Below are 23370 nucleotides of genomic sequence, written 5' to 3'. Positions count from 1 at the left end.
GACAAGGCCCGGAGCACACCGGGGTGGAGCGATCGCAGCTGGTGGAGCGGAGTGGCTCGAGCAGCGCCGGCGCAGCTCAGAGCGCGCTCTGGTGGACGCGACCGTCCACCCCGCGGAAGGCGGCGAGCACGCCGCCGTCCGGCCCGGCGACGGCACCGAGCGCGCCGTCGAAGGCGCCGCTGACGAACGCGGTGTTCTTGGTCCAGCCCGCCCAGCCGTCCGCAGCGGTCCAGCTGCGCTGCCAGAGCGTGTAGTCACCGGCCCGCGCGTACAGGCGCACCGTGCCGCCCGAGGCCACCAGGGTCGGGCTGCCGCTGGTCGTGCCGCCGAGCGCCGTCCAGTCGGACCAGGTGCCGGAGGTGTCGCGGGTCCGCGACCACACGGCGTCGTCGGCGGTGCGCACCGCCAGGTGCAGCCGTCCGGCGTCGTCGGTCACGCCCGACGGGCGTCCGTAGAAGGGCCGGTCCTGCGGAGCGTCCAGGGAGGTCCAGCCGGAGGCGGGGCCGCGTGACCACACGCGCCCGTCCGCGCCGCGCGCGAACAGCGTCCACGCGTCGGGGCCGGCGAAGGCGGCGGTCGGCGCGTCCGTCAGCGTCCCCCCGAGGCTCTCCCAGCGTCCCCAGCGCCCGTCCGCGTAGACCCGCCGGTAGGCGGTGTCGTCGGTGCCACGGACGAAGACGTCGATCCGGCCGCCCGCAGAGGCGTACGCGGCGGGCTGGCCGAGGATGCGGCCGTGTGTCGGGCCGCCCAGTTCGGTGGTCCTGGCCTTGGACCAGTCGCCGCCGCGTGCGCTCTGCGCGCGCAGGCTCCCGTCCGTACCCCGGGCGAAGACCGTCAGCGTGTCCCCGTCGCGCACCAGCGCGGGGCTCGCCGAGGCGTGGCCGGGCAGCTGTGTACCGGGGGCGTCGTCCGTGCCCGTCAGCTTGAGGAAGGCGGTTCCGTGCGCGGGGACGCGCACCGTGTACGAGCCGGTGTGCGTGCCGCGCGACGCACGGGCCCGCAGGTCGCGGACCGCGACGGGGCCGGTCAGCCCGGCGTCGGAGAACCGCACGGTGCGCTCCTGTGCCTGGTCGGAGCGGTTGAGCAGGACGACGGCCCGCTTGCCGGCACCCTTCAGCACCTTGCTGTAGACGTCGCCGGCGGTGTCGGTCGCGACGCGCACGCCCTGGATGGCGAGCGGGTCCTGGTTCACGGCGATGATCTCGGGGTTGCGCAGGGTGTCGATCATCGACTTCGGCAGGGTGCGCGGGTCACTGCCGATGATCAGTGGCGAGGCCATCTCGGCCCACATCACGAACTGCGTGGTGGACTCCTCCTCCGTCAGTTCGTAGCCGCCCTCGGCGAGCCCCCGCATCGGGATGAGGTAGTCCGGGTCGTTGTAGCGCCCCGGCCCCTGGGCCTCGGGGTGCCAGGCATTGGCGTCCATGTTGCGCAGGACGTTGGGCCACTCGCCCGCCGTCGGGGTTCCCCAGGCGATGTCGGTTCCCGTGCGCCAGGAGTCGGCGGTGGTGGGCCCGTAGACGAAGGCGTTGTGCGCGTCCTGCTCGGGGGTGTGCGGCATGCCCCAGTCGTCGGTGAGCGGGTTGCACAGGTTGAGCAGCATCTTCCTGCCGGACTTGGCGACGGCGTCGCCGAACTCCTTGAAGGCGGGGCCCGGGTCGAGCCCCGCCCCGATGCCGCAGAGGAAGTCCACCTTGATGGCGTCGACCTTCCACCCGGCGAACTGGCGGGCGTCCTCGTCGTAGTGGCCGCGGCTGCCGAGGCCGCACCACTTGCCGCCGTCGTACTCGCCCGCGTCGGTGTAGATACCGGCCTTGAGACCGCGCTGGTGAAGGTACGTCACCAGCGCCGGGATCCCGGAGGGGAAGCGGGCGGGGTGGGCCACGAGCCGGCCCGTCACCGGGTCGCGCGGCTCGTCCGCCTGCCAACCGCCGTCCAGCCAGACGATGTTGTAGCCGCTGTCGCGCAGCCCGCTGCTGACGAGGTGGTCGGCGACCTTTCTGACCTGGTCCTCCGTGGGGGCGCCGAGCCCGTAGTAGGTGTTCCATCCCATGTACGGCGTGGGGGCGAGGCCGCTGTCGTAGTACTGCGGCGCGCCCTGGTCGTCCGCGGCGCCTGCCGCGGGTACTGCCGACCCGACCAGCACCACGGCGCCGAGCACCACCGTGGTACGCCGCACCCGCGCCATCCCTGCACGATGCGAAGCCACTGAATTCTCCCGAGAAGTTGGGGTCCACGTGGCAGCCCCACCCGGGATCACGCCGGGGCAGCGGCGCCACGGCGGAAACTGTGGCCGCGCCCTCGAACGCTGTCAATAATAATTGCTAATTAACTTAAAAACGGTCTCCCGGGGAGCATCGCGCCGCCGCGCGTGACGCGGCGATCGCGGCGACGGCCCTGCTCACCAGGGGTCGACGGCCCTGCTCACCGGAGATCGGTCACTGGAGGTCCTCCACCTCGCCCTCCTCCTCGTCCGCGATGGTGTGCATGGCCGCCTCCTCCGCGGACGCCGCCCCGCCGTCGATGCCGACGTCGTGCGCGAGGATGTCGACGGTCCCGCCCGTGCCGTCCACCTCGGGGCGGAGCCTGCCGGTGCGGGCATCCCCGGCCTGTTCGTCCACGGGTTCACCGTCGGCCGGCAGATCGCCGATACCGTCCCCTTCGGGCGGCTCCACCTCCGGCGTCTCCTGGGACAGCCGGTCCGCCAGGGAGGCGCCCCGCATCTGCTCCGCTCCCGTGGTGCCGTAGCTCTCCACGCCCAGCGGTCGCTCCGGCGGCGAATAGCCCTCGTCGAGAATGCCGTCCAGGTCCTGCTCGTCGAGCACGTTCTCCAGGTCGAGATCGTCGACCGGCGGGTTCTTCACATCGGAATGCTCCGGTTGGTATACGTCATCGCCTCTTGACTGCTCCGACATCGCGTCCTCCTTCGCCCCGCGCCCTTCTCGGCCTCAAGGAACCGCGGGAACCGGTTCTGCTCCCTCCCTGCTCCTGCTACTCCTGCTACTCCTGAGCCGATCACATCGCGGTCGCGGGCGCCACGCGCCCGGCCCGGCTACGCCGCCCGGACGGCCCGCGCCTCCGCGTGCGTCTCCACGGCGGGAGCGGACCCGGGCAGCGGCCGACCTGCGGACTCCGCCATGAACCACACCGCCACACCACCGATGATCGCCGCGGCCATCATGTAGTAGGCAGGCATCATCACGTTGCCCGTCGCGCCGATGAGGGCCGTGACCACCAGCGGCGTCGTACCGCCGAAGAGCGAGACCGAGACGTTGAAGCCGATGGACAGGGAGCCGTAGCGGACGCGGGTGGGGAAGAGGGCCGGGAGGGCCGAGGGCATCGCCGCGGTGAAGCAGACCAGGAGCAGCCCCAGCGCGCCCATGCCGAGCGCGATGGCGAAGAGGCTGCCCTGGCGGATCAGCAGAAGTGCGGGGACGGAGAGGAAGAAGAAGCCCGCGCAGCCGGCGGCGATCACCGGGCGACGGCCGACACGGTCCGACAGCGCGCCCGCGAACGGCTGAACGATCATCATCAGCACCATGACACCGAGCACGACCAGCAGGCCGTGGGTCTCGTCGTAGTGCAGCTCGCTCGTCAGATAGCTCGGCATGTAGGACAGCAGCATGTAGTCCGTGACGTTGAAGATCAGGACGAGTCCCATGCACAGCAGCAGGCTCTTCCACTGCCCCGTGACCATGTCCCGCAGCGGGACCTTCGGCCGCTCGCGCTCCTCACGCGCGGCCTTCTCCAGCTCGGCGGCGAACGCCGGGGTCTCCTCCAGCTTCGTCCGCATGTAGAGACCGATGACGCCCATCGGGCCCGCGATCAGGAACGGGATGCGCCAGCCCCAGGACAGCAGGTCCTCGGACGACAGCAGAGCGGTCATCAGGGTGACCAGACCCGCACCGGCGATGTAGCCGGCGAGCGTGCCGAACTCCAGCCAGCTGCCGAGGAAGCCTCGCTTGCGGTCGGGCGCGTACTCGGCGATGAACGTCGTCGCGCCCGCGTACTCGCCGCCCGTCGAGAAGCCCTGCACCAGCCGGGCCGCGAGCAGCAGGATCGGCGCGCCCACGCCGATCGCCGCGTACGACGGGATCAGGCCGATGGCGAGGGTGCCCGCGGCCATCATGATCATGGTGACGGCGAGCACCTTCTGGCGGCCGATGCGGTCGCCGAGCGGGCCGAAGACCATGCCGCCGAGCGGGCGGACGAGGAAGGCCGCGGCGAAGGCGCCGAAGGTGGACAGCAGCTGGGCGGTGGGATTGCCGGAGGGGAAGAAGACCTTGCCCAGCGTCACGGCGAGGTAGCTGTAGACGCCGAAGTCGAACCACTCCATCGCGTTGCCGAGCGCGGCCGCCTTCACCGCGCGCTTGACGAGCGCGGGGTCGGTGACGGTGGCGGTCGTGGCGGTGCCCCGGCTCTGCCGGGGGACCTTGTTCCGGATCGGTGCGTGGAAGGTGGCACTCGGCAAGGTTCCGCTCGCCTGCCTCTCGGTCGACTGCAAGGACAAAGGCCGCCGATATCGGAATATCGGACGGCCGGAGATCGACCATAGACACAAACACGTGCCGTACGGACCGCGAGCGGTCGGTGGCGTTGTGTGGCGAAACCACTGTTGTCGAGGCAGAACGACGGCCTGCGCGACCGTCCCGGCGCCGGGCGATTGTGATGCATGTCGCGAGCTCCGGGCGCAACCGCCCCGGCCGGGCGCAACCGCACTCGGCCGCGTGCCCTCGGCCTCACCGTGCCGGGTCCACCCGGCCGCGAGGCGATCGCTACGCCCGGTCGCGCACCAGATGGACCGAGGTGCTCGACCAGTCCCCCGCCGGCAGCTCCAGCATCAGTCCGTATCCCGCGAGAACCGCCCCGTGGTGCACCGCCCCGGTGCGGGTGTCGCGGTAGCGCGCGGCCGGGTCCAGTCCGCCCGGACGGACCGGGACACGAGGGCTGCCGTGGCGTTCATGGGCACGCCACGCCAGCAGCAGCGTCTCGCTCGAGTCCGGCGCGGTGTACTGCACCACCGTCGGCCCCTCGCTGCCGGGCTCGCCGATCCGGTGGAGAGCGCCGTGCTGCACGAGGTGCCGTACCGCCTTGTACTCGGCGACCAGGCCGGCGGCCTCGGCCATGTCGTCCGGCGACCAGGCGTTCAGGTCGCCGCCGATGGCCAGCAGCCCGGCCATCGCGACATGGAACCGGAACCGCAGGGGGACGCTGCGGCTCGTCAGCTGGTTCGGTACGTCGGTGACCCAGGCCGCCATGGTCCGGGCCGGGTAGATCTGGCCGAAGCCGTGCTGGATGGAGATCCTGTCCAGCGCGTCCGTGTTGTCCGACGCCCATGCCTGGTCCGTGCGCGAGAGGATGCCGAGATCGACCCGGCCGCCGCCTCCGCTGCACGCTTCGACGCGCAGGCCGGGGTGGTCGGCGCGGAGCCGGTCGATGATCCCGTAGAGCTGGTGCACGTAGCGCGTCCACAGCAGGTCGGAGCCGTTCTCCTGGTCCGCCCAGCCGGCCTCGCTGAAGGCGCGGTTCATGTCCCACTTCAGGAAGTCGATGCCCTCGTCGCCCACCAGCCGGGTCAGCCAGTCGTAGGTGAAGTCGGCGACGTCCGGGCGCGCGAGGTTGAGCACCAGCTGGTTGCGCAGTTCGGTGCGGGCACGACCGGGTGTGTGCAGGACCCAGTCCGGGTGCTCGCGGTACAGGTCGCTGTCCGGGTTGACCATCTCCGGCTCCACCCACAGGCCGAACCGCATGCCGAGCCGGTGGACCTCCTTGACCAGCGGCCCGAGCCCCCGGGGGAAGCGGTCGGCGGACGCGGTCCAGTCGCCGAGGCCCGCCCGGTCGCTGCGGCGCGCGCCGAACCAGCCGTCGTCCAGTACGTACAGCTCGACGCCGAGGGAGGCCGCCCGCGCGGCGAGCGCCAGCTGGCCCTCCTCGTCGACGTCGAATCCGGTGGCCTCCCACGAGTTGTAGAGCACCGGCGCCGGCTCTTCGGGGTGCGGCAGCACATGGGCCAGGGTGTACGCGTGCCAGGCGCGGCTGGCCTCGCCGAAGCCGCCCTCGGCGTACAGCCCCGCGAAGACGGGCGTGGTGAACTCCTCGCCGGGGCCCAGCGGCAGGGCGACACCGTCGTGGCCCGCTCCCCCGGTGAACCCGGCCCGGCCGTCGGGCGTGCGCTGCACGGTGATCCGCCAGCTGCCGCTCCAGGCCAGTGCCGCGCTCCACACCCGCCCGTGCGTCTCGGTGGCCGAACCGTCGTCGACCATCACCCACGGGTTGGCGTGATGACTGGTGATGCCCCGTCGGCTGGTCAGAACGGTCTCGCCGTGCGGCAGTGGTTCCCGGCGCAGCTGGGTCTCCGCCGACCACTGGCCGGTGACGTGACTGAGCCGGTATCCCGGCAGCGGTGGCAGTGACCAGGCCGCCGAATCGGCGCGCAGCACCTCCACCGCGGCGTCCGCGTCGTTGCGCAGGACCAGTCGGCGCTCGATGACGTCGCTGTCCTCGTGGACCCGGTAGCGGAGCGCCACCCGCAGCGGATGGACCCGGTCGCGGAAGGACAGTTCGAGTTCGTGCACGCCGGGGGCCGGCTCGGTGAGCCGATGGCCCTCCGGCTGCCATTCGAATCCGCGGGTGCCGTCGGCGAAGCGGACCTGAAGTGACGGCGGGCCGAAGCGAGCGCCTCCGTCGACGGGCAGTTCCTCGCCCACCCCCGGCCGGCCTTCGAAGCTGCTGTGCGGCGGCGGGGGCGGAGCGGCCAGTTCCGCAGCCTGGTCCGGATCCAGCCGCGGGCCCCAGGCCACATGACAGGGAGCCCCGGACTCGTCGATCCGCAGCGCGTACGAGGTGTGCGGGGTGTTCAGCAGCCAGAGCCCGGTGTCCGGGGCGTGGGAGACGACCGTCATGGATCCTCACGTGGGAGAGCGGTACCGCGTGCAGACGCCACCCAAGTCCTCCTTGGATCACCTGTCAATGCCCCATGCACATCTGCCGTTTGATGGTGCGGAGCGCCGCGAACTCGAAGTTCCCATGAATCCTGCTTCTTTCATTGACAGCAGAAAAGAATCGACCGTAGGTTCCCGGCCATGCGCCCGACCCCTCGCCCGGAGCTGTTCCCGGCCCATACGCCGGCGGCCCCTCAGATCTTCACCATCGTGCTGTCCCACGGTCCGCTGACCCGGGCGGAGATCGCACGACGGGCGTGCCTGTCACCGGCGGCGGTGACCAAGGCGGTCCGGCCGCTGATCGAGGCCGGATACCTGGTGGAGGACGTCGACGAGGAGTCACGGACCGCGCTGGGACGGCCGGCGAACCCGCTCCGGGTGGACGGGGGCCGGGCCCTGTTCATCGGGCTCAAGGTGACCGGCGACGAGATCATCGCCGTCCTCAGCGACCTGTGCTGCCGGATCCGCGTCGCCCGGCACGTACCGCTCGGCGACCGCGAGCCCAAGGCCGTGCTGGCCGAGATGACCGGTCTCGTACACGAACTGCTCACCGAGGCCGAGGGGTTCGGTGTGCAGGTGCGAGGGGTGGGCGTCGCGGTGTCGGGCGATGTGGACCGGGCCGCGGGGATGGTGCGGTACTCGCCGTTCCTGGAGTGGCGGGAGATCCCGCTGGCCGAACTGGTCGCCATGACCACCGGACTGCCGGTCACCGTCGACAACGACGTACGCGCGCTGACCGTGGCCGAGCAGTGGTTCGGCGCGGGAGTGGGTCTGTCCGACTTCGCCCTGGTGACCGTCGGTGCCGGCATCGGCTGCGGCCTCGTCGTGGGCGGGCGGGTCGTCTCCGGTGCGCACGGAGTGGCCGGCGAGATCGGGCATCTGTCCCTCGACCCGGCGGGCCCGCAGTGCCACTGCGGCAACCGCGGCTGTGTGGAGGCGATCGCCGCGGACTCGGCGATCGTCCGCGACGTACGGACCGCCACCGGGACACCGGTGGCGGACGCGGCCGAGGCACTGGAGCTCGCCCACCGCGGCGACCCCGGAGCCAGGGAGGTGTACGCCCGGGCGGGCGAGGCCATCGGACGTGCGATCGGTTCCGTGGTCAATCTCCTCGGACCCGAGCGCGTGATCATCTCCGGCGAGGGACTCGCCGCCTACGACCTGTTCGCCGAGCAGATCCGCGACGCGTTCGCCGCATCCGCCTTCGGCACCGCCGGGCGATGCGACGTCAGGACACGTCCGCTGCCCTTCGAGGAGTGGGCGCGCGGGGCCGCGGCCACCGCCATCCAGTCCTTCATCAGATCAGACACGCACAAGGAGTAGCGATGACGCTGCAGAGCCGCAATCCTTCACCGGCGCCGGCCACCGCCGGGCCCGGACGCCGCGGTGTGGTGGGCGGGCTGTTGGGCGTCGGTGCCGGCGCCCTGGCCGCGCCCCTGCTGACCGCCTGCGGATCGGGCGCGGCGGCCGACCCGAAGACCGTGACCTTCGGGTCCAACGGCGCGGACGCCACACCGAAGTCCGCCTACGCCGCGGTGACGAAGGCGTTCGGCGAGAAGAGCGGTCTGACGGTGAAGACGAACACCGTCGACCACGACACCTTCCAGAAGAGCATCTCCAACTACCTCCAGGGCACGCCGGACGACGTGTTCACCTGGTTCGCGGGCTACCGCATGCAGTACTTCGCCAAGAAGAAGCTGTGCAGCCCCCTCGACGACGTGTGGGAGAAGATCGGCTCCGGCTTCAGCGAGGCCACCAAGCAGCTGTCGCGCGGCGAGGACGGCACGTACTACTTCGTGCCGCTCTACAACTACCCATGGGCCGTCTTCTACCGCAAGAGCCTGTTCAAGGAGCGGGGTTACGCGATACCCCGCACATGGAGCGAGTTCACCGCCCTCGCCCGGCAGATGCAGAAGGACGGCCTCTCGCCTATCGCCTCCGGCTACGGCGGCGGCGACAGCTGGAGCATCCTCGGCACCTTCGACTACCTCAACCTGCGCACCAACGGATACGAGTTCCACATGTCCCTGATGCGCGGCGAGGTCTCCTGGACCGACCGGCGCGCCACCGCCACGCTCGACCACTGGCGACAGCTCGCGCCGTACTACCAGAAGGGCGGCGGCGGCCGCTCCTGGCAGGACGCCGCCCAGTCGCTGCTCGACAAGAAGGCCGGCATGGCCGTCATCGGGCTCTTCCTCGGCCAGCAGATCACCGACGAAACGCTGCGCGCCGACATCGACTTCTTCCCCTTCCCCGAGATCGACCCCGCCCACGGCCAGGACACCGTCGAGGCCCCCACCGACGGCTTCATGCTCAGCCGCCGGCCGAAGAACGAGGAGGGCGCCAAGCGCTTCCTGGAGTTCCTGGGCAGCGCGCAGGCGGAGAACCAGTACATGGGCGTCGACCCCAGCAACGTCGCCGTCCACCGGAACGCGGGCACCGGCTCGTACAACGACCTGCAGAAGAAGTCCGCCGAACTCATCGCCTCCGCCAAGCACATCACCCAGTTCGGCGACCGCGACAGCGACCCCGGCTTCGTCTCCACCGTCGTCCTGCCCGGCCTGACCGAGTGGCTCGGCCACCCCGACGACGGCTCCGCCCTGCTGAAGAAGATCGAGTCCCAGCGCTCGCGCTTCTTCACCGCCTGACCGGGACCGGACCGACCGTGACTTCCGCACCCCCCGTGCCGTCCCACTCCCCCACGCGGCCGCCGGCACCGCGGCCTTCACCGGGTGCCGGGCGCCGCCCCGGGCCCCGCAGGATCGGCGCGGGCGACCGGCTGTTCCTCGCGATGATCGTCGGCATTCCGACGATCGCCCTGCTGGTCTTCGTCTGGCTGCCCGCCCTGGCCTCCATCGGCCTGTCGTTCACCAGCTGGGACGGCATCGCCCTGTCCGACATCCGCTGGACCGGCCTGGACAACTACCGGGAGATCTTCGGGAACTACCCGCCGTTCTGGCCCGCCGTGCAGCACAACGTGATCTGGCTGCTGTTCTCCGTCCTGCTGCCCACGCCGTTCGGCATCTTCCTCGCGTACCAGCTCGACCGGCAGTTGCGCTTCACCAGGATCTACCAGACGGCGATCTTCCTGCCCATGGTGCTCGCCCCGGCCGTCGTCGGACTGATCTGGGAGATCATCTACAACCCGGACAACGGCCTGCTGAACGGCATCATCGGGATGGCCGCCCCCGGCCACCACATCGACTGGCTCGGGGATCCCGATCTGAACCTGTGGGCCGTTCTCGTCGCCTCGGGATGGCGGCACACCGGCTACATCATGATCCTGTACCTGGCCGGGCTGAAGAGCTTCGACCCGGCGCTGAAGGAGGCCGCGGCCCTCGACGGCGCCGGCGAGCGGCAGACCTTCCTCCGTGTGGTCTTCCCCGCCCTGCGGCCGGTCAACGTCATCATCGTCGTCGTCACCGCCATGGAGTCGCTGCGGGCCTTCGACGTCGTCTACATCCTCGGCGGCGGCGTCGGCAGCAAGCCCGGCATGGAACTGCTGTCGCTGCTCATCACCGACAACATCGTCGGCGAGTCCAGCCACATCGGGTACGGATCCGCCCTCGCCGTCGTCCTCCTCGCCGTCTCCCTGGCCGCCATCGGGACCTTCCTGGTGCAGAACTTCCGCAAGGAGGACCGATGACCACGACCCTCCCGCCCCGCCACCGCACCGAGGACGCCCTGCGCGCTGCGCGCACACCGGGCGGCTCCGCGGCGCCCCGGCGGGAGACCGGACGCCATCTGCTGCTCGGCGGCATCGCCCTGCTGTGGCTCGTGCCGCTGCTGTGGGCCGTCTACACCTCGCTGCGGCCCTACTCCGACACGACCCGCAACGGCTACCTCTCCTGGCCCCGCGGGATCTCGCTGGACAACTACACCGACGCCTGGGCCCAGTCCGGGATGGCGCACTTCTTCTGGAACTCCGTCCTCATCACCGTCCCCGCGGTGCTGGGCACCCTGCTGTTCTCCGCGGCCGTCGCCTTCCACGTGTCACGCTTCGACTTCCGCTGGAACCTGGCCCTGCTCATGCTCTTCACCGCCGGGAACCTGCTGCCGGCCCAGGTCCTCATCACCCCGCTGTACCGCCTGTACCTGCTGGTGCCGCTGCCCGCGTGGATGAGCGACTCGCTGCTGCTCTACAACTCCGCCTGGGGCATCATCGCCATCCACGTCGCCTACCAGTGCGGCTTCTGCACCTTCGTGCTCAGCAACTACATGAAGACCATCCCCAAGGAGATCCTCGAAGCGGCGCAGGTGGACGGGGCCCCCGTATGGCGGCAGTTCCTCCAGATCGTCCTGCCGCTGTGCCGGCCGGCCTTCGCCGCGCTGGCGACCCTGGAGTCGATCTGGATCTACAACGACTTCTTCTGGCCGCTCGCGCTCATCGAGTCCGGCGACAAACGGCCCATCACGTCCGCGCTGGCCAACCTCCAGGGCCAGTACTTCACCAACCCCAATCTCATCGCCGCAGGTGCGCTGCTGACCGCGATCCCCACCCTGCTCGTCTACTTCGCCCTGCAGCGCCAGTTCATCAGCGGACTGACCATCGGCTCCGGCAAGGGCTGACCCGCCCCTCACAGCCCCGCTCGCACCACCGGCTGCCGTCCCCGGCTCCCGTCCCCGGCTCCCGACCCCGGCTCCCGTCCCCGGCTCACATCCCGTCGTACGCCCCGCCCGCTCACCCGCCCCGCACCCCCGTCACCCGACCCAGGAGGTCCGGCCCATGCGGTCATCCCCCGGCTCCGCCGTGTCCGTACGCCCTGCCCGCCGCACCACGGGGGCACTGCTCGTGCTCGCCCTCGCCGCGGGCCTCACCAGCCTCGCCCCCGCGCCCGCCGGAGCGAACGCCCCCGCTTCCCCCACGACGACGAGCACCGACGTCGCGGCCAAGCCGTACATGGGCTGGACGAGCTGGAGCATGCAGTCCTCCAAGTACCCCGGGCTCAACCCCGACGGCGACTACAGCTATCTCACCGAGAAGAACGTGCTCAAGCAGGCCGACGCCATGGCCGCCAAGCTCAAGGCCTACGGCTACGAGTACGTCAACATCGACGCCGGCTGGTGGCGCGACATGGCCTGGAAGCCCCGCTTCGACGCCTACGGGCGACAGGCCGCGGACCCCGTCCGCTTCCCCCGCGGGATGAAGGCCGTCGCCGACCACATCCACGCCAAGGGCCTCAAGGCGGGCATCTACCTCCCCGTCGGCCTGGAGAAGGAGGCGTACGGCGAGGGCAAGGTCCCGGTCTGGAACGCCGAGGGCTGTACGACCGCCGACCTCGTCCACGGCGATCTGCGCACCACCAACGGGTGGGACAGCGCCTACAAGATCGACTTCTCGCGTCCCTGCGCCCAGAAGTACATCGACTCCCAGGCGCGGATGTTCGCCGACTGGGGCTACGACTTCCTCAAGCTCGACGGTGTAGGACCCGGCTCCTTCAAGTCCGGCGAGAACTACGACAACGTTGCCGACGTCGCCGCCTGGCAGAAGGCGATCGCCGCCACCGGGCGTCCCATCCATCTCGAACTGTCCTGGTCACTCGACATCGGTCATGTCGCCGACTGGAAGAAGTACTCCAACGGCTGGCGCATCGACACCGACGTCGAGTGCTACTGCAACACCCTGGTCAGCTGGGAGAACTCGGTCGACGACCGCTTCGACGACGTCCCCGCCTGGACCCGCCACGCCGGCCCCGGCGGCTGGAACGACCTGGACTCCCTCAACGTCGGCAACGGCGAGATGGACGGACTCACCAAGGCCGAGCGGCAGAGTTACGCGACGCTGTGGGCCATCTCCAAGTCGCCGCTCTACACGGGCGACGACCTCACCCGCCTCGACGCGTACGGCCTCTCCCTGCTCACCAACCGGGAGGTCATCGCGCTCAACCAGGGCGGCACGCCCCCGGCCCGGCCGGTCACGCCCGCCGGCGACCAGCAGGTGTGGGGCGCGAGGAACCCCGACGGCAGCTACACCGTGGCGCTGTTCAACCTGGGTGACGCTCCCGCCGCCGTGACCGCCGACTGGCCCGCGTTCGGATTCACGGGCAAGGCGAAGGTCCGCGACCTGTGGAACCGCGAGAACCTCGGCACGTACCACAACAGGATCACCCAGGCGCTGCCCGCCCACGGCTCCCGGCTGTTCACCGTCACCCCGCAGGGCCCGGCCCAGCCCAAGACCGCGTACGAGGCGGAGGCGGCGGGCAACACCCTCGGCGGCAACGCCTCGGTCGCCGACTGCGGTTCGTGCTCCGGCGGGAAGAAGGTCGGCAACCTCTATCTCGGCGGCGAGCTCGCGATGAACGGCGTCCACGCCGCCAAGGCAGGACGGTACGTGGTCGACATCGCCTACGTCAGCGGCGACGCCCGTACCGTACGGATCTCCGTGGGCGACGGCGGATTCACCAGCCACAAGCTCCCCTCCACCGGGGACTGGGGAACGGTCGAGACCGTGAGCGTCCCCCTCACCCTCAAGGCCGGTGCCAACACCATCACCTTCGACAGCGGTGACGGCTACGCCCCGGACATCGACCGGATCCGCGTACCCGACGCGTCCTGAACGCCTGCCGGTGGCCCGGTCCCCAGGACCGGGCCACCGGCGCCTCCTGCCCCGGCCTCACCGCCCGGCGCGCCCCGCCGGACGCGATCCCCGCCTGCCCGTACCCCTCGAACGGCCCGTACCCCCGGAACGGAGTGCACCGTGGACACCCAGCGCACCGACCAGCCGGAACACCTCCCCAGCCGTCGTGGCCTGCTCTCCCTCGCCGCCGCGACCGGCACGCTCGCGGCCCTCGGCGGACTGCCCGCCTTCACCGCCTCCGCCGAACCGCAGCGGCACACCGCCTCCGCCGTGCCGGCGGACGACGACACCACCGCACTGTGGTGGCGGGCTCCCGCGGACGACGGGTCGATGATCGAGCAGGGCCTGCCGATCGGCAACGGCCGGCTCGGCGCGCTCGTCGGCAACGACCCCGGCAGGGAGCGCCTCTTCATCACCGACGCCACCACCTGGACCGGCGGCCTCAACGACGCCCTCGACGACGACGGCCAGTTCCCGTACGCCCGCGAGAACTTCGGCTCCTTCACGCTCCTGGCGAAGCTGACCGTCGACATCCCCGACCACGACATCTCGGCCGTCTCCGACTACCGTCGTGCCCTCGACCTCCGTCAGGGCCTGGTCAGCGCCTCGTACGTCCGTTCCGGTGTCACCTACCGGCGTCAGATCTTCGCCAGCCTGCCCGACGACGTCCTGGTCGTGCACTTCACCCAGAGCGGCGGCGGTCGCTACACCGGCACCATCAGCCTCGACGGCACCCACGGCGAGACCACGACGGGCTCACCGGCCGGGCGGTACGCGTCCTTCGGCGCCGCCTTCCCCAACGGGCTGCGGTACGGGGCGGCGGTCACCGCCCACGCCGGCGGCGGCACCGTCGCCGTGAACGGCCCGCGGATCACCTTCAGGAACTGCACGAGCCTGACCGTCGTGATCAGCGGTGGCACCAACTACGCCCCGGACGCGGCAAGGAACTACCGCGATCCCGGGCTCGACCCGCAGAAGCTGGCCCGTACCAAGGTGCTCCGGGCCGCCGGGCACCCGGCGAGCACCCTGCTCCACACCCATGTCGCCGACCACCGCGCGCTGTTCGAGCGCATGGATCTCTCGCTCGGTGCCTCGACCGCCCAGCAGCGCGCCATGGACACCTGGGAGCGGGTCCGGGCTCGCGCCACGGACACCGACCCCGACCCCGAACTCGAGGCCGCCTACCTGCAGTACGGCCGCTATCTCATGATCGCCGGATCCCGCGGAAGCCTCCCTCTGAACCTGCAGGGGCTGTGGCTGGACGGCAACGACCCCGACTGGATGGGCGACTACCACACGGACGTCAACCTCCAGATGAACTACTGGATGGCCGACCGGGCCGCCCTGTCCGACTGCTTCGACGCCCTGACCGACTACTGCCTCGCCCAGCTGCCGTCCTGGACCGAGCTCACCCGCGAGCACTTCAACGACCCCCGCAACCGCTACCGCAACTCGACCGGCAGGATCGCGGGCTGGACCGTCGCGATCTCCACCAACATCCACGGGGGCATGGGCTGGTGGTGGCACCCCGCCGGCAACGCGTGGCTGTGCAACTCGCTGTTCGAGCACTACGAGTTCACCCAGAGCCGCTCCCACCTCGCCCGTATCCATCCGATGCTCAGGGGCGCGTGCGAGTTCTGGGAGGCGCGGCTGCTGACGACCACCGTCGAGGACCCGGAGACAGGGGCCGCGAAAGAGGTCCTCATCGCCGACAGCGACTGGTCTCCCGAGCACGGCCCGCTCGACGCCAAGGGCATCACCTACGCCCAGGAACTCGTCTGGACCCTGTTCGACAACTACCGCACCGCCTGCTCCGTGCTGGGCCGCGACAGCGCGTACGCGCAGACCGTGGAGTCCCTGCGGCAGCGGCTGTACCTGCCGCGGGTCAGCCCGAAGACCGGCTGGCTGGAGGAGTGGATGTCCCCGGACAACCTCGGCGAGACCACCCACCGGCACCTCTCCCCGCTCGTCCAGCTCTTCCCCGGCGACCGCATCCGCCCCGACGGCTCCACCCCCGAGGAGCTCGTCGAGGGCGCCACCGCCCTGCTGGCCGCCCGCGGCATGGAGAGCTTCGGCTGGGCCAACGCCTGGCGCAGCCTGTGCTGGGCCCGTCTGAAGAACGCCGACAAGGCCTATCAGCTCGTCGTGAACAATCTCCGCCCCTCCACCGGCGGCAGCAACGGCACCGCTCCCAACCTCTTCGACATCTACGAGGTGGAGCGTGGACGCGGCATCTTCCAGATCGACGCCAACTTCGGCACGCCGGCCGCGATGATCGAGATGCTGGTGCACTCCCGTCCTGGCCACCTCGAACTGCTGCCCGCGCTGCCCGCCGCCTGGGCCGCATCCGGACGGGTCACCGGTGTCGGCGTACGCGGCGGCTTCGTCGTGGACCTCCGGTGGCAGGACGGCCGGCCGACCAGGGTCACGGTCCGCAGTGTCGGCGGCCGTACGACCACGGTCTCGTACGGGGATTCCTCCCGGGAGGTCACTCTGGCACCGGGACGGTCCATCACGCTGCACGACCTGGGGCGGTGACCGGCGTGCACCGGATGGCATCCGCTCTGACGGCCCTTGTGGTCGCCGCGGCCTGGCTGTTCAGCGCCCCCGGCGTCGCCGCCCCTGCCACTATGCAGGAGGTCGTCACCTGGGGCGCCAGTGCCGACCGCATGGGCGAGGCCGTGCCCGACCGCAGCTACCGGTTGGTCGTCCGCACCAGCGCGGCCGGCACCGGGGCGCGTATCCGTCTCTCGAACGCCTTCGGGGACCGCCCGGTCACCTTCGGCCGCGTCTTCGCCGGTGTCCGGAAGGAGGGCGCCGCCCTGGTGCCCGGAAGCAACCGGCCGTTGACCTTCGGCGGCGACCGGTCGGTCACGGTCGCCGCCGGGGACACCGTCCTGAGCGACCCGCTCCCCGGGCGGCTCCCGGCCGCGACCGCCCTCGTCATCAGCCTGTACGTGTCGGCCGCAGGCGGGCCCGCCACCGGACACGGGATGGCGATGCAGACGTCGTACGCCGCCACCGGCGACCACACGGCGCAGGAGAGCGCCGACAACTGGAGCGAACGGACCGGCTCCTGGTACTACCTCGACGCCGTCTCCGTACGCGCGGCGCCGGCGACCGGTGCCGTCGTCACCCTCGGCGACTCCATCACCGACGGCTGGCAGTCCACGACCGACCTCGACCGCCGCTGGCCCGACTACCTCGCCCGGCGCCTTCGGGCGAGCGACGGCACTCCGGTCAAGGGCGTCGCGAACGAGGGCATCTCCGGCAACAAGGTCCTGGCCGACGGCGCCGGGCAGAGCGCCCTCAACAGACTCCAGCGCGACGTGCTGTCCCATCCCGGGGTCCGCACCGTCTTCCTCTTCGAGGGCGTCAACGACATCAAGGCGCACACCGGTGTCACGGCCCAGGACATGATCGCCGGCTACCGCGAGATCATCGACCGCACGCACGCGGCCGGCAAGTGCGTCGTCGGAGCGACCATCGCCCCGTTCAAGGGCTGGTACGAATGGGACGCGGCGGCCGAGGAGGTACGCCGGCAGGTCAACGAATTCATCAGGACCAGCGGGGCGTTCGACGCCGTCACCGACTTCGACCGCGTCCTTCGCAGCCCCTACGACGCCGAGCGCATGCTCCCGTCCTTCGACGGCGGCGACCATCTGCACCCCAACGACAAGGGCATGCAGGCCATGGCCGACTCCGTGGCCCTCGACTCCCTCGCCTGCTCCCGCAGGCCCGGCTGAGGCCGGTGGAGCGTTCAGGTTGTGAAGAGAACCCGGATGCCCCGATGTTCACATCGATGAACACCCTGCCTGTCGCGCCGGCTCGGCACAGGTCTTCAAAAGGTAGCCGCGCACCATCTTGACGCCTCTGGTCCAGACCTTTAGTTTCACCGATCGACACTCGCCCTCTGTTCATCTACCTGAACGAAGGTCCATCTCATGCCCAGAAAGCGGAACAGGCCTGGTGCGGTGCGCATCAGGAAGAGTTCATTAGTCGCCGTACCTCTGCTGGTCTCCACCCTCCTGGCCGCGCTGATCGCCGGCCCCACGAACGAACGCGCCGAGGCGGCCCCCGCCACGTTCGTCCACCCCGGTGTCCTGGTCTCCCGCGGTCAGCTCGACTTCACCCGCGAGAAGGTGAACGCCGGGGCGCAGCCCTGGAAGGGCGCCTTCGACCAGATGATGGCGAGCAAGTACGCCTCGCTGTCCCGCGTGCCCAAGCCACGGGCGGTCGTGGAGTGCGGGTCGTACTCGAACCCCAACAACGGCTGCACGGACGAACGCGAGGACGCCATCGCCGCGTACACGCTGTCCTTGGCCTGGTACGTCACACGTGACAGCCGGTACGCCCAGAAGGCGATCGAGATCATGGACGCCTGGTCCGCCGTGATCAGGGATCACACGAACTCCAACGCGCCCCTCCAGACGGGCTGGGCCGGGTCCTCCTGGCCACGGGCCGCCGAGATCATCCGCTACACCTACACGGGCTGGCCGCAGGACCGGATCGACCGCTTCAGGACCATGCTGCGCACCGTCTACCTCCCCGAGGTGGCGGGCGGCTCCCACTCGAACGGCAACTGGGAACTGAGCATGACCGAGGCCGCGATCGGCATCGCGGTCTTCCTGGAGGACCGCGCCGCCTACGACAACGCCGTCGGCAAGTTCCGCGGTCGCGTCCCGGCCTACCTCTACCTCACCGGCGACGGCAGCCTGCCGAGGACGGCACCCGGCAGCGGCCTCGACACCCGCGACGAGATCGTCCGGTACTGGCAGGGCCAGACCACCTTCGTCAACGGCCTCTCCCAGGAGACCTGCCGCGACCTCACACACACGGGTTACGGCCTCTCCGCCATCTCGCACATCGCCGAGACCAGCCGTATCCAGGGCCAGGACCTCTACCCGGAGATCGCGGAGAGACTGCGCCACGCACTGGGTCTCCATGCCAAGTACGAGCTCGGCGAGACGCCTCCGAGCTGGCTGTGCGGCGGGACCCTCCGCGACCACCTCGGACCGGTCACCGAGGTCGGTTTCAACGCGCTGAACGGCCGGATGGGCATCGCGATGACCAACACCCAGGCCCTCACCGAGCGGAACCGCCCGGCCGGCACGAACAACCTCTTCGTCGCCTGGGAGACCCTCACCCACGCCGCCAACCCCCGCTGACCGAGCCACGCAAGGGAGATCACACCCTCATGAAGATATCCCTCGACCGGCGCCTGCCCCTGTACGCGGCGGCACTCGCCGTCGCAGCGAGCGGACTGACCGTCGCCACCGGATCCCCGGCCACCGCGGCCACCGGACGCATCACCGGGATCGGAGGCAAGTGCGTCGACGTCGCCGGTGCCAACAACGCCAACGGAACACCCGTCCAGCTCTACGACTGCAACGGGACCACGGCCCAGACGTGGGACGTCGCCGCCGACGGCACCGTCAAGGCGCTCGGCAAGTGCCTTGACGTCGCCTCGGGCGGAACCACGAACGGCTCGGTCGTCCAGCTCTGGGACTGCAACGGCACCGCAGCCCAGCAGTGGACGGTGACCGCGGCCCGCGACATCGTCAACCCGCAGGCCGACAAGTGCCTGGACGCCACCGGCAACAGCTCCGCCAATGGCACCAGACTCCAGATCTGGACCTGTACCGGAGCCGCCAACCAGAAGTGGAGCGCGCCGGGTGGAGGCACGGACCCGGTACCTCCCGGGAACATGGCCGTCGCGCCGTACCTCTACAACGGCTGGGGCAGCCCACCGAACCCGACGACGGTCATGAGCGCGACCGGGGTGAAGTGGTTCACCCTCGCCTTCGTCCTCAGCAACGGCTACTGCAACCCGCAATGGGACGGTGGCCGCCCCCTGACCGGCGGCGTCGACCAGCAGACGATCAACTCCGTGCGGGCTGCCGGCGGCGACGTGATTCCGTCGTTCGGCGGGTGGAGCGGCAACAAGCTGGAGAGCAGCTGCTCCAGCGCGGGCGAGCTGGCGACCGCTTACCAGAAGGTCGTCAACGCCTACGGACTCAAGGCCATCGACATCGACATCGAGGCCGCGGCCTACGACAGCCCGGCCGTCCAGCAGCGCACGGTCGACGCGCTGAAGATCATCAAGGCGAACAACCCCGGGATCAAGGTGTACATCACCTTCGGCACCGGCCAGAACGGCCCCGACACCAGCCTCATCGGCAAGGCGGCCGCCTCCGGGCTGTCCGTCGACAGCTGGACGATCATGCCGTTCAACTTCGGCGGCAACGGGCAGAACATGGGCACCCTCACCGTCCGCGCCGCCGAAGGCCTGAAGACAGCGGTCAAGAACGCCTACGGGTACAGCGACGACCAGGCCTACCGGCACACGGGCATATCCTCGATGAACGGCGTCACCGACGTCGGCGAGACCATCACCCCCGCCGACTTCCGCACCATCCTCGGCTACGCCCAGCAGCGGCATCTGGCCCGGCTGACCTTCTGGTCCGTCAACCGTGACCGGCCCTGCACCGGAGGCGGCGCCGACACCTGCTCGGGCGTTCCGCAGCAGCCGTGGGAGTTCACCCGGGTCTTCGCGTCCTACAACGGATGACTCCGGCTCCTCGTCGGCGCCTCCCCGCCCGCGTGCACGCCCCTCACCCCCTTCAACCCCCCACAGGAGTATCCGTGCTCCCTTCCAGACGCGATCCGGTTCCACGACGTCAAGCCCGGTCCGCGCACCGTGCGACACGATCCCTGACCGCGGCTCTCGCCTCGGCCGCCGTCGTGTGCTCTGCCCTCGTCGTGCTGCCTCCCTCCCCCGCCGGCGCCGCACCCGCGGCGCCGTCGGCCGCAGCCGCACCACCCACCGGCTGGACCACCGTGGTCAACGCCGGCAGCGGCAAATGCGTCGACGCCCGTGCGGCGGCGACCGCCAACGGCACCGCGGTGCAGCAGTACACCTGCAACACCACCACGGCACAGCAGTGGAGCTTCACCCCCACCGCCGACGGTCATGTCCGCATCGGCAACCGCAACAACCCCGACCAGGTCATCGACGTCAGCGACGTGTCCACCGCCGACAACGCCGCCGTCCACCTGTGGGCGTACGGCGGCGGCGACAACCAGCAGTGGCAGCCCGTGGACGAGGGCGGCGGCGCGTACCGCTTCGTCAACCGGCACAGCGGCAAGTGTCTCGACGTGCCGTCCGCGTCCACGGCCGACAGCGTCCAGTTGGTCCAGTACACCTGCAACGGCACCGCAGCCCAGCGGTTCCAGGTGACGCCGGTGAACACCCAGCCGGGCGATGTGGACCTCGGCCCCAATGTGGTGGTCTTCGACCCCTCGATGCCGTCGTCGTCGATCCAGAGCCGGCTGAACTCGATCTTCCAGCAGCAGGAGACCAATCAGTTCGGCTCGCAGCGCTACGCGGTGATGTTCAAGCCCGGTGCGTACAACAACGACGTCAACGTCGGCTTCTACACCCAGGTCCTGGGCCTGGGCCAGTCGCCGGACTCGGTGACGATCAACGGAGGGGTCCATGTCGAGGCCGACTGGTTCCCGCCGCAGAACGCGACGCACAACTTCTGGCGCGGAGCCGAGAACCTGTCGGTCAACCCCCCGGGCGGCACGGACCGCTGGGCGGTGTCGCAGGCCTCCGGCTACCGGCGGATGCATGTGCGCGGCAATCTCGAACTGAGCGACGGCGGTTGGTCGAGCGGCGGCTTCATGGCCGACTCGAAGATCGACGGGCAGGTGCGGTCCGGCACCCAGCAGCAGTGGCTGACCCGCAACTCACAGCTCGGCAGCTGGACGGGGTCCAACTGGAACATGGTCTTCGTCGGCAGCCAGGGCGTTCCGGGCAACACCTTCCCGAATCCGCCGTACACGACGGTCGACCGGACGCCCACGGTCCGTGAGAAGCCGTTCCTGTACGTCGACGACTCCGGCGCCTACCGGGTCTTCGTGCCGTCCCTGCGGACCGACTCGACGGCCACCACATGGGCGAACGGGAACAGCGCGGGGACCTCGCTCGGCATGGACCGGTTCTTCGTGGTCAAGGCGGGCGCCACCGCGGCGCAGATCAACGCCGCGCTCGCCGAGGGAAAGAACCTGCTGGTCACACCGGGTGTCTACCATCTGGACCAGACGCTGCGGGTGACGCGGCCCGACACGGTGGTGCTGGGCCTGGGTCTCGCCACGTTCGTTCCGGACAACGGGGTGACGGCCATGACGGTCGCCGACGTCGACGGGGTGAAGATCGCCGGAGTCCTCTTCGACGCGGGCACAACCAACTCCCGCACCCTGATGGAGATCGGCCCGGCCGGAGCCTCCGCCTCGCATGCCGCCAACCCGACGTCCCTGCACGACGTGTACTTCCGGGTGGGCGGAGCCGCCGTCGGCAAGGCCACCACCAGCCTGGTGGTCAACAGCGACCATGTCATCGGCGACCACATGTGGATCTGGCGCGGCGACCACGGCTCCGGCATCGGCTGGAACACCAACACGGCCGACACCGGCCTGATCGTCAACGGTGACGACGTGTCCATGTACGGGCTGTTCGTCGAGCACTTCCAGAAGCACCAGACGATCTGGAACGGCAACGGCGGGCGCACGTACTTCTACCAGAACGAGATGCCCTACGACCCGCCCGACCAGGCTGCCTGGATGAATGGTTCGACGCAGGGCTACACCGCCTACAAGGTGGCCGACTCCGTCAGCAGTCATCAGGCGTACGGGCTCGGCAGCTACTGCTTCTTCAACGTCGACCCGGGCGTCGCGGCCGAGCACGCCATCGAGGCACCCAACAACCCGAACGTGCGCTTCCGCAACATGGTGACCGTCTCACTCGGCGGGACCGGCACGATCCGGCATGTGATCAACGACCGGGGCGGCCCCTCCAACTCGACCACCAACGTGGCCAATCTGGTGAGCTACCCCTGACGCGTTCCGCACCCCGGCCGCCCGGCCCCTGAGTCCCCGCCCGAGCCACCCCTCCGGGGGTGGCTCAGGTGGCCGACGCCAGGTCCCGCTTCGCGACGGCGGCGATGTGGTGGCGCGTCACCTTGGCGATCTCGTCCCAGAACGGCTTGGCGGTGAGGTAGGTGCCGAGCGCGGCGAGAACGCCCAGGGAGACGTCGACGCTCAGGCGCCCCTGCTTGGCCCAGTACACGTCCTGCAGATCCAGGAGCAGGGCGAACTCGTCGGTGATCAGGGCGGTTCCGGCTCCGTAGGCAGCGGCGACCCCGGGGTGGCCGACGGCCCGTTCGTCACCGCGTACGGCGATCAGGCCGATGGCGGCGAGGGTGGCGATGCCGAAGTTGTAGTGGTGCAGATGACGGCCGCCGGCGGAGATGTTGCCCCAGGGCAGCCAGCCGCCCCGGATGCCGTGGGTGATCAGCCGCACCGTGCCCCAGGTCGTGCCGAACGAGGCCCAGGTGACGATCAGCGACCGCTTGGTGGGGGTGAGGTTCCGGTCCGCCGTCTGCCGCCAGCGGTCGATGAGCCTGGGCCGGGCGGGGGCGCTCCGCCGTGCGCTCTCGGCACCCAGGGGATGGACGCCGGTCCTCGGCCCGCTCATACCCTCGGCTCCGCCGGCCGTACGTCACCGGAGGATGCCGCCGTCGCCGCGGCGACGGCGTCCATGCAGGGGGTGCAGTAGCCCTCGTGCTCGTAGCTGTCGTCGGCCGTGACGGTCGCGTTCGCGCTCAGGGCCCGGCCGCACAGAGCCCGGCCCTCGCGGTGGAGCACGTGCCACAGCAGCCGCGGTCCGGTCTCCGTCGTCTGGTGCTCGGCGCGCATGGTGTACATCGCTACCTCCCGCTCGAACGCGGTTGCGGTCACACCCATCAGACGGCACGCTCGCCCGGACCGTCGACCCAAACGCTCCACACG

General features: G+C 70.3%; 16 protein-coding genes. 10 read left to right on the top strand and 6 right to left on the bottom strand.

Features of this window, described 5'->3' with window-relative positions; genetic code table 11:
- Positions 1-76: 76 nt before the first annotated feature.
- The 4 genes from OG766_RS33155 to OG766_RS33140 all read right to left on the bottom strand — a co-directional run bounded on the left by OG766_RS33155 (position 77) and on the right by OG766_RS33140 (position 6902).
- The gene (locus OG766_RS33155) at positions 77-2188 is read right to left on the bottom strand and encodes a glycoside hydrolase family 27 protein (RefSeq protein ID WP_328727028.1); all 2112 of its coding nucleotides are present in this window, start codon (positions 2186-2188) and stop codon (positions 77-79) included.
- Positions 2189-2438: 250 nt separating this feature from the next.
- Positions 2439-2915: a DUF5709 domain-containing protein gene (locus tag OG766_RS33150; RefSeq protein WP_328727027.1), complete on the bottom strand. Its 477-nt coding sequence runs from the start codon at positions 2913-2915 to the stop codon at positions 2439-2441.
- A gap of 137 nt (positions 2916-3052) precedes the next feature.
- Complete coding sequence (proP, locus tag OG766_RS33145) at positions 3053-4444, bottom strand: glycine betaine/L-proline transporter ProP (RefSeq protein WP_266388630.1); 1392 nt, start codon at positions 4442-4444, stop codon at positions 3053-3055.
- 331 nt (positions 4445-4775) lie between these two features.
- Positions 4776-6902 (bottom strand): alpha-galactosidase, encoded by a 2127-nt coding sequence (locus OG766_RS33140; protein WP_328727026.1) that lies wholly within the window; start codon positions 6900-6902, stop codon positions 4776-4778.
- A 180-nt stretch (positions 6903-7082) separates the two neighbouring features.
- Between OG766_RS33140 and OG766_RS33135 the strand changes: the two genes are divergently transcribed.
- From OG766_RS33135 to OG766_RS33090, 10 genes are all read left to right on the top strand, one after another.
- On the top strand, positions 7083-8264 hold the full coding sequence (locus OG766_RS33135; protein ID WP_266385127.1) for an ROK family transcriptional regulator: 1182 nt from the start codon (positions 7083-7085) through the stop codon (positions 8262-8264).
- 2 nt (positions 8265-8266) lie between these two features.
- A complete protein-coding gene (locus OG766_RS33130) occupies positions 8267-9589 on the top strand; it encodes an ABC transporter substrate-binding protein (protein WP_328727025.1) in 1323 nt (440 codons plus the stop codon).
- A gap of 17 nt (positions 9590-9606) precedes the next feature.
- Entirely contained in the window at positions 9607-10587 is a 981-nt protein-coding gene (locus tag OG766_RS33125) for a carbohydrate ABC transporter permease (protein WP_266385132.1), read from the top strand.
- A complete protein-coding gene (locus OG766_RS33120) occupies positions 10584-11510 on the top strand; it encodes a carbohydrate ABC transporter permease (protein ID WP_266385134.1) in 927 nt (308 codons plus the stop codon). Before OG766_RS33125 ends, OG766_RS33120 begins: the two co-directional genes overlap by 4 nt.
- A gap of 157 nt (positions 11511-11667) precedes the next feature.
- Positions 11668-13497, top strand: coding sequence for an alpha-galactosidase D (locus OG766_RS33115; protein WP_328727024.1), 1830 nt, complete (start codon positions 11668-11670; stop codon positions 13495-13497).
- A 141-nt stretch (positions 13498-13638) separates the two neighbouring features.
- Positions 13639-16056, top strand: coding sequence for a glycoside hydrolase family 95 protein (locus tag OG766_RS33110; RefSeq protein WP_328727023.1), 2418 nt, complete (start codon positions 13639-13641; stop codon positions 16054-16056).
- A 14-nt stretch (positions 16057-16070) separates the two neighbouring features.
- Positions 16071-17264, top strand: a complete 1194-nt coding sequence (locus OG766_RS33105) for an SGNH/GDSL hydrolase family protein (RefSeq protein WP_328727022.1) — start codon at positions 16071-16073, stop codon at positions 17262-17264.
- Between the two features lie 198 nt (positions 17265-17462).
- Positions 17463-18686: an alginate lyase family protein gene (locus OG766_RS33100; protein ID WP_266385140.1), complete on the top strand. Its 1224-nt coding sequence runs from the start codon at positions 17463-17465 to the stop codon at positions 18684-18686.
- Positions 18687-18715: 29 nt separating this feature from the next.
- On the top strand, positions 18716-20089 hold the full coding sequence (locus OG766_RS33095; RefSeq protein ID WP_266385141.1) for a ricin-type beta-trefoil lectin domain protein: 1374 nt from the start codon (positions 18716-18718) through the stop codon (positions 20087-20089).
- Positions 20090-20280: 191 nt separating this feature from the next.
- Positions 20281-22419, top strand: coding sequence for an RICIN domain-containing protein (locus OG766_RS33090; protein WP_328727021.1), 2139 nt, complete (start codon positions 20281-20283; stop codon positions 22417-22419).
- Between the two features lie 64 nt (positions 22420-22483).
- On the opposite strand, the gene OG766_RS33085 is transcribed toward OG766_RS33090, so the two are convergent.
- Together OG766_RS33085 and OG766_RS33080 are read right to left on the bottom strand one after the other, a co-directional pair.
- Positions 22484-23056 carry a hypothetical protein gene (locus OG766_RS33085; RefSeq protein ID WP_328727020.1) on the bottom strand — a complete coding sequence of 191 codons (573 nt, stop codon included), beginning with the start codon at positions 23054-23056 and terminating at the stop codon, positions 22484-22486.
- On the bottom strand, positions 23053-23325 hold the full coding sequence (locus tag OG766_RS33080; RefSeq protein ID WP_266385146.1) for a hypothetical protein: 273 nt from the start codon (positions 23323-23325) through the stop codon (positions 23053-23055). The genes OG766_RS33085 and OG766_RS33080 overlap by 4 nt, the downstream gene beginning before the upstream one ends.
- Positions 23326-23370: the final 45 nt, after the last annotated feature.

It is taken from the genome of Streptomyces sp. NBC_00259 (genome assembly GCF_036181745.1).
In the GTDB taxonomy this organism is placed as follows: Bacteria; Actinomycetota; Actinomycetes; order Streptomycetales; family Streptomycetaceae; genus Streptomyces; species Streptomyces pratisoli.
The sequence above is the reverse complement of the archived record's forward strand: the minus strand, read 5'-3'. Positions and strand labels throughout refer to the sequence as shown.

Coding starts and splice junctions, on each gene's coding strand:
- OG766_RS33095 (WP_266385141.1), top strand. CDS start 18,716: ATGAAGATATCCCTCGACCGGCGCCTGCCCCTGTACGCGGCGGCACTC.
- OG766_RS33120 (WP_266385134.1), top strand. CDS start 10,584: ATGACCACGACCCTCCCGCCCCGCCACCGCACCGAGGACGCCCTGCGC.
- OG766_RS33080 (WP_266385146.1), bottom strand. CDS start 23,325: ATGGGTGTGACCGCAACCGCGTTCGAGCGGGAGGTAGCGATGTACACC.
- OG766_RS33130 (WP_328727025.1), top strand. CDS start 8,267: ATGACGCTGCAGAGCCGCAATCCTTCACCGGCGCCGGCCACCGCCGGG.
- OG766_RS33140 (WP_328727026.1), bottom strand. CDS start 6,902: ATGACGGTCGTCTCCCACGCCCCGGACACCGGGCTCTGGCTGCTGAAC.
- OG766_RS33100 (WP_266385140.1), top strand. CDS start 17,463: ATGCCCAGAAAGCGGAACAGGCCTGGTGCGGTGCGCATCAGGAAGAGT.
- OG766_RS33135 (WP_266385127.1), top strand. CDS start 7,083: ATGCGCCCGACCCCTCGCCCGGAGCTGTTCCCGGCCCATACGCCGGCG.
- OG766_RS33155 (WP_328727028.1), bottom strand. CDS start 2,188: ATGGCGCGGGTGCGGCGTACCACGGTGGTGCTCGGCGCCGTGGTGCTG.
- OG766_RS33150 (WP_328727027.1), bottom strand. CDS start 2,915: ATGTCGGAGCAGTCAAGAGGCGATGACGTATACCAACCGGAGCATTCC.
- OG766_RS33105 (WP_328727022.1), top strand. CDS start 16,071: ATGGCATCCGCTCTGACGGCCCTTGTGGTCGCCGCGGCCTGGCTGTTC.
- OG766_RS33115 (WP_328727024.1), top strand. CDS start 11,668: ATGCGGTCATCCCCCGGCTCCGCCGTGTCCGTACGCCCTGCCCGCCGC.
- OG766_RS33085 (WP_328727020.1), bottom strand. CDS start 23,056: ATGAGCGGGCCGAGGACCGGCGTCCATCCCCTGGGTGCCGAGAGCGCA.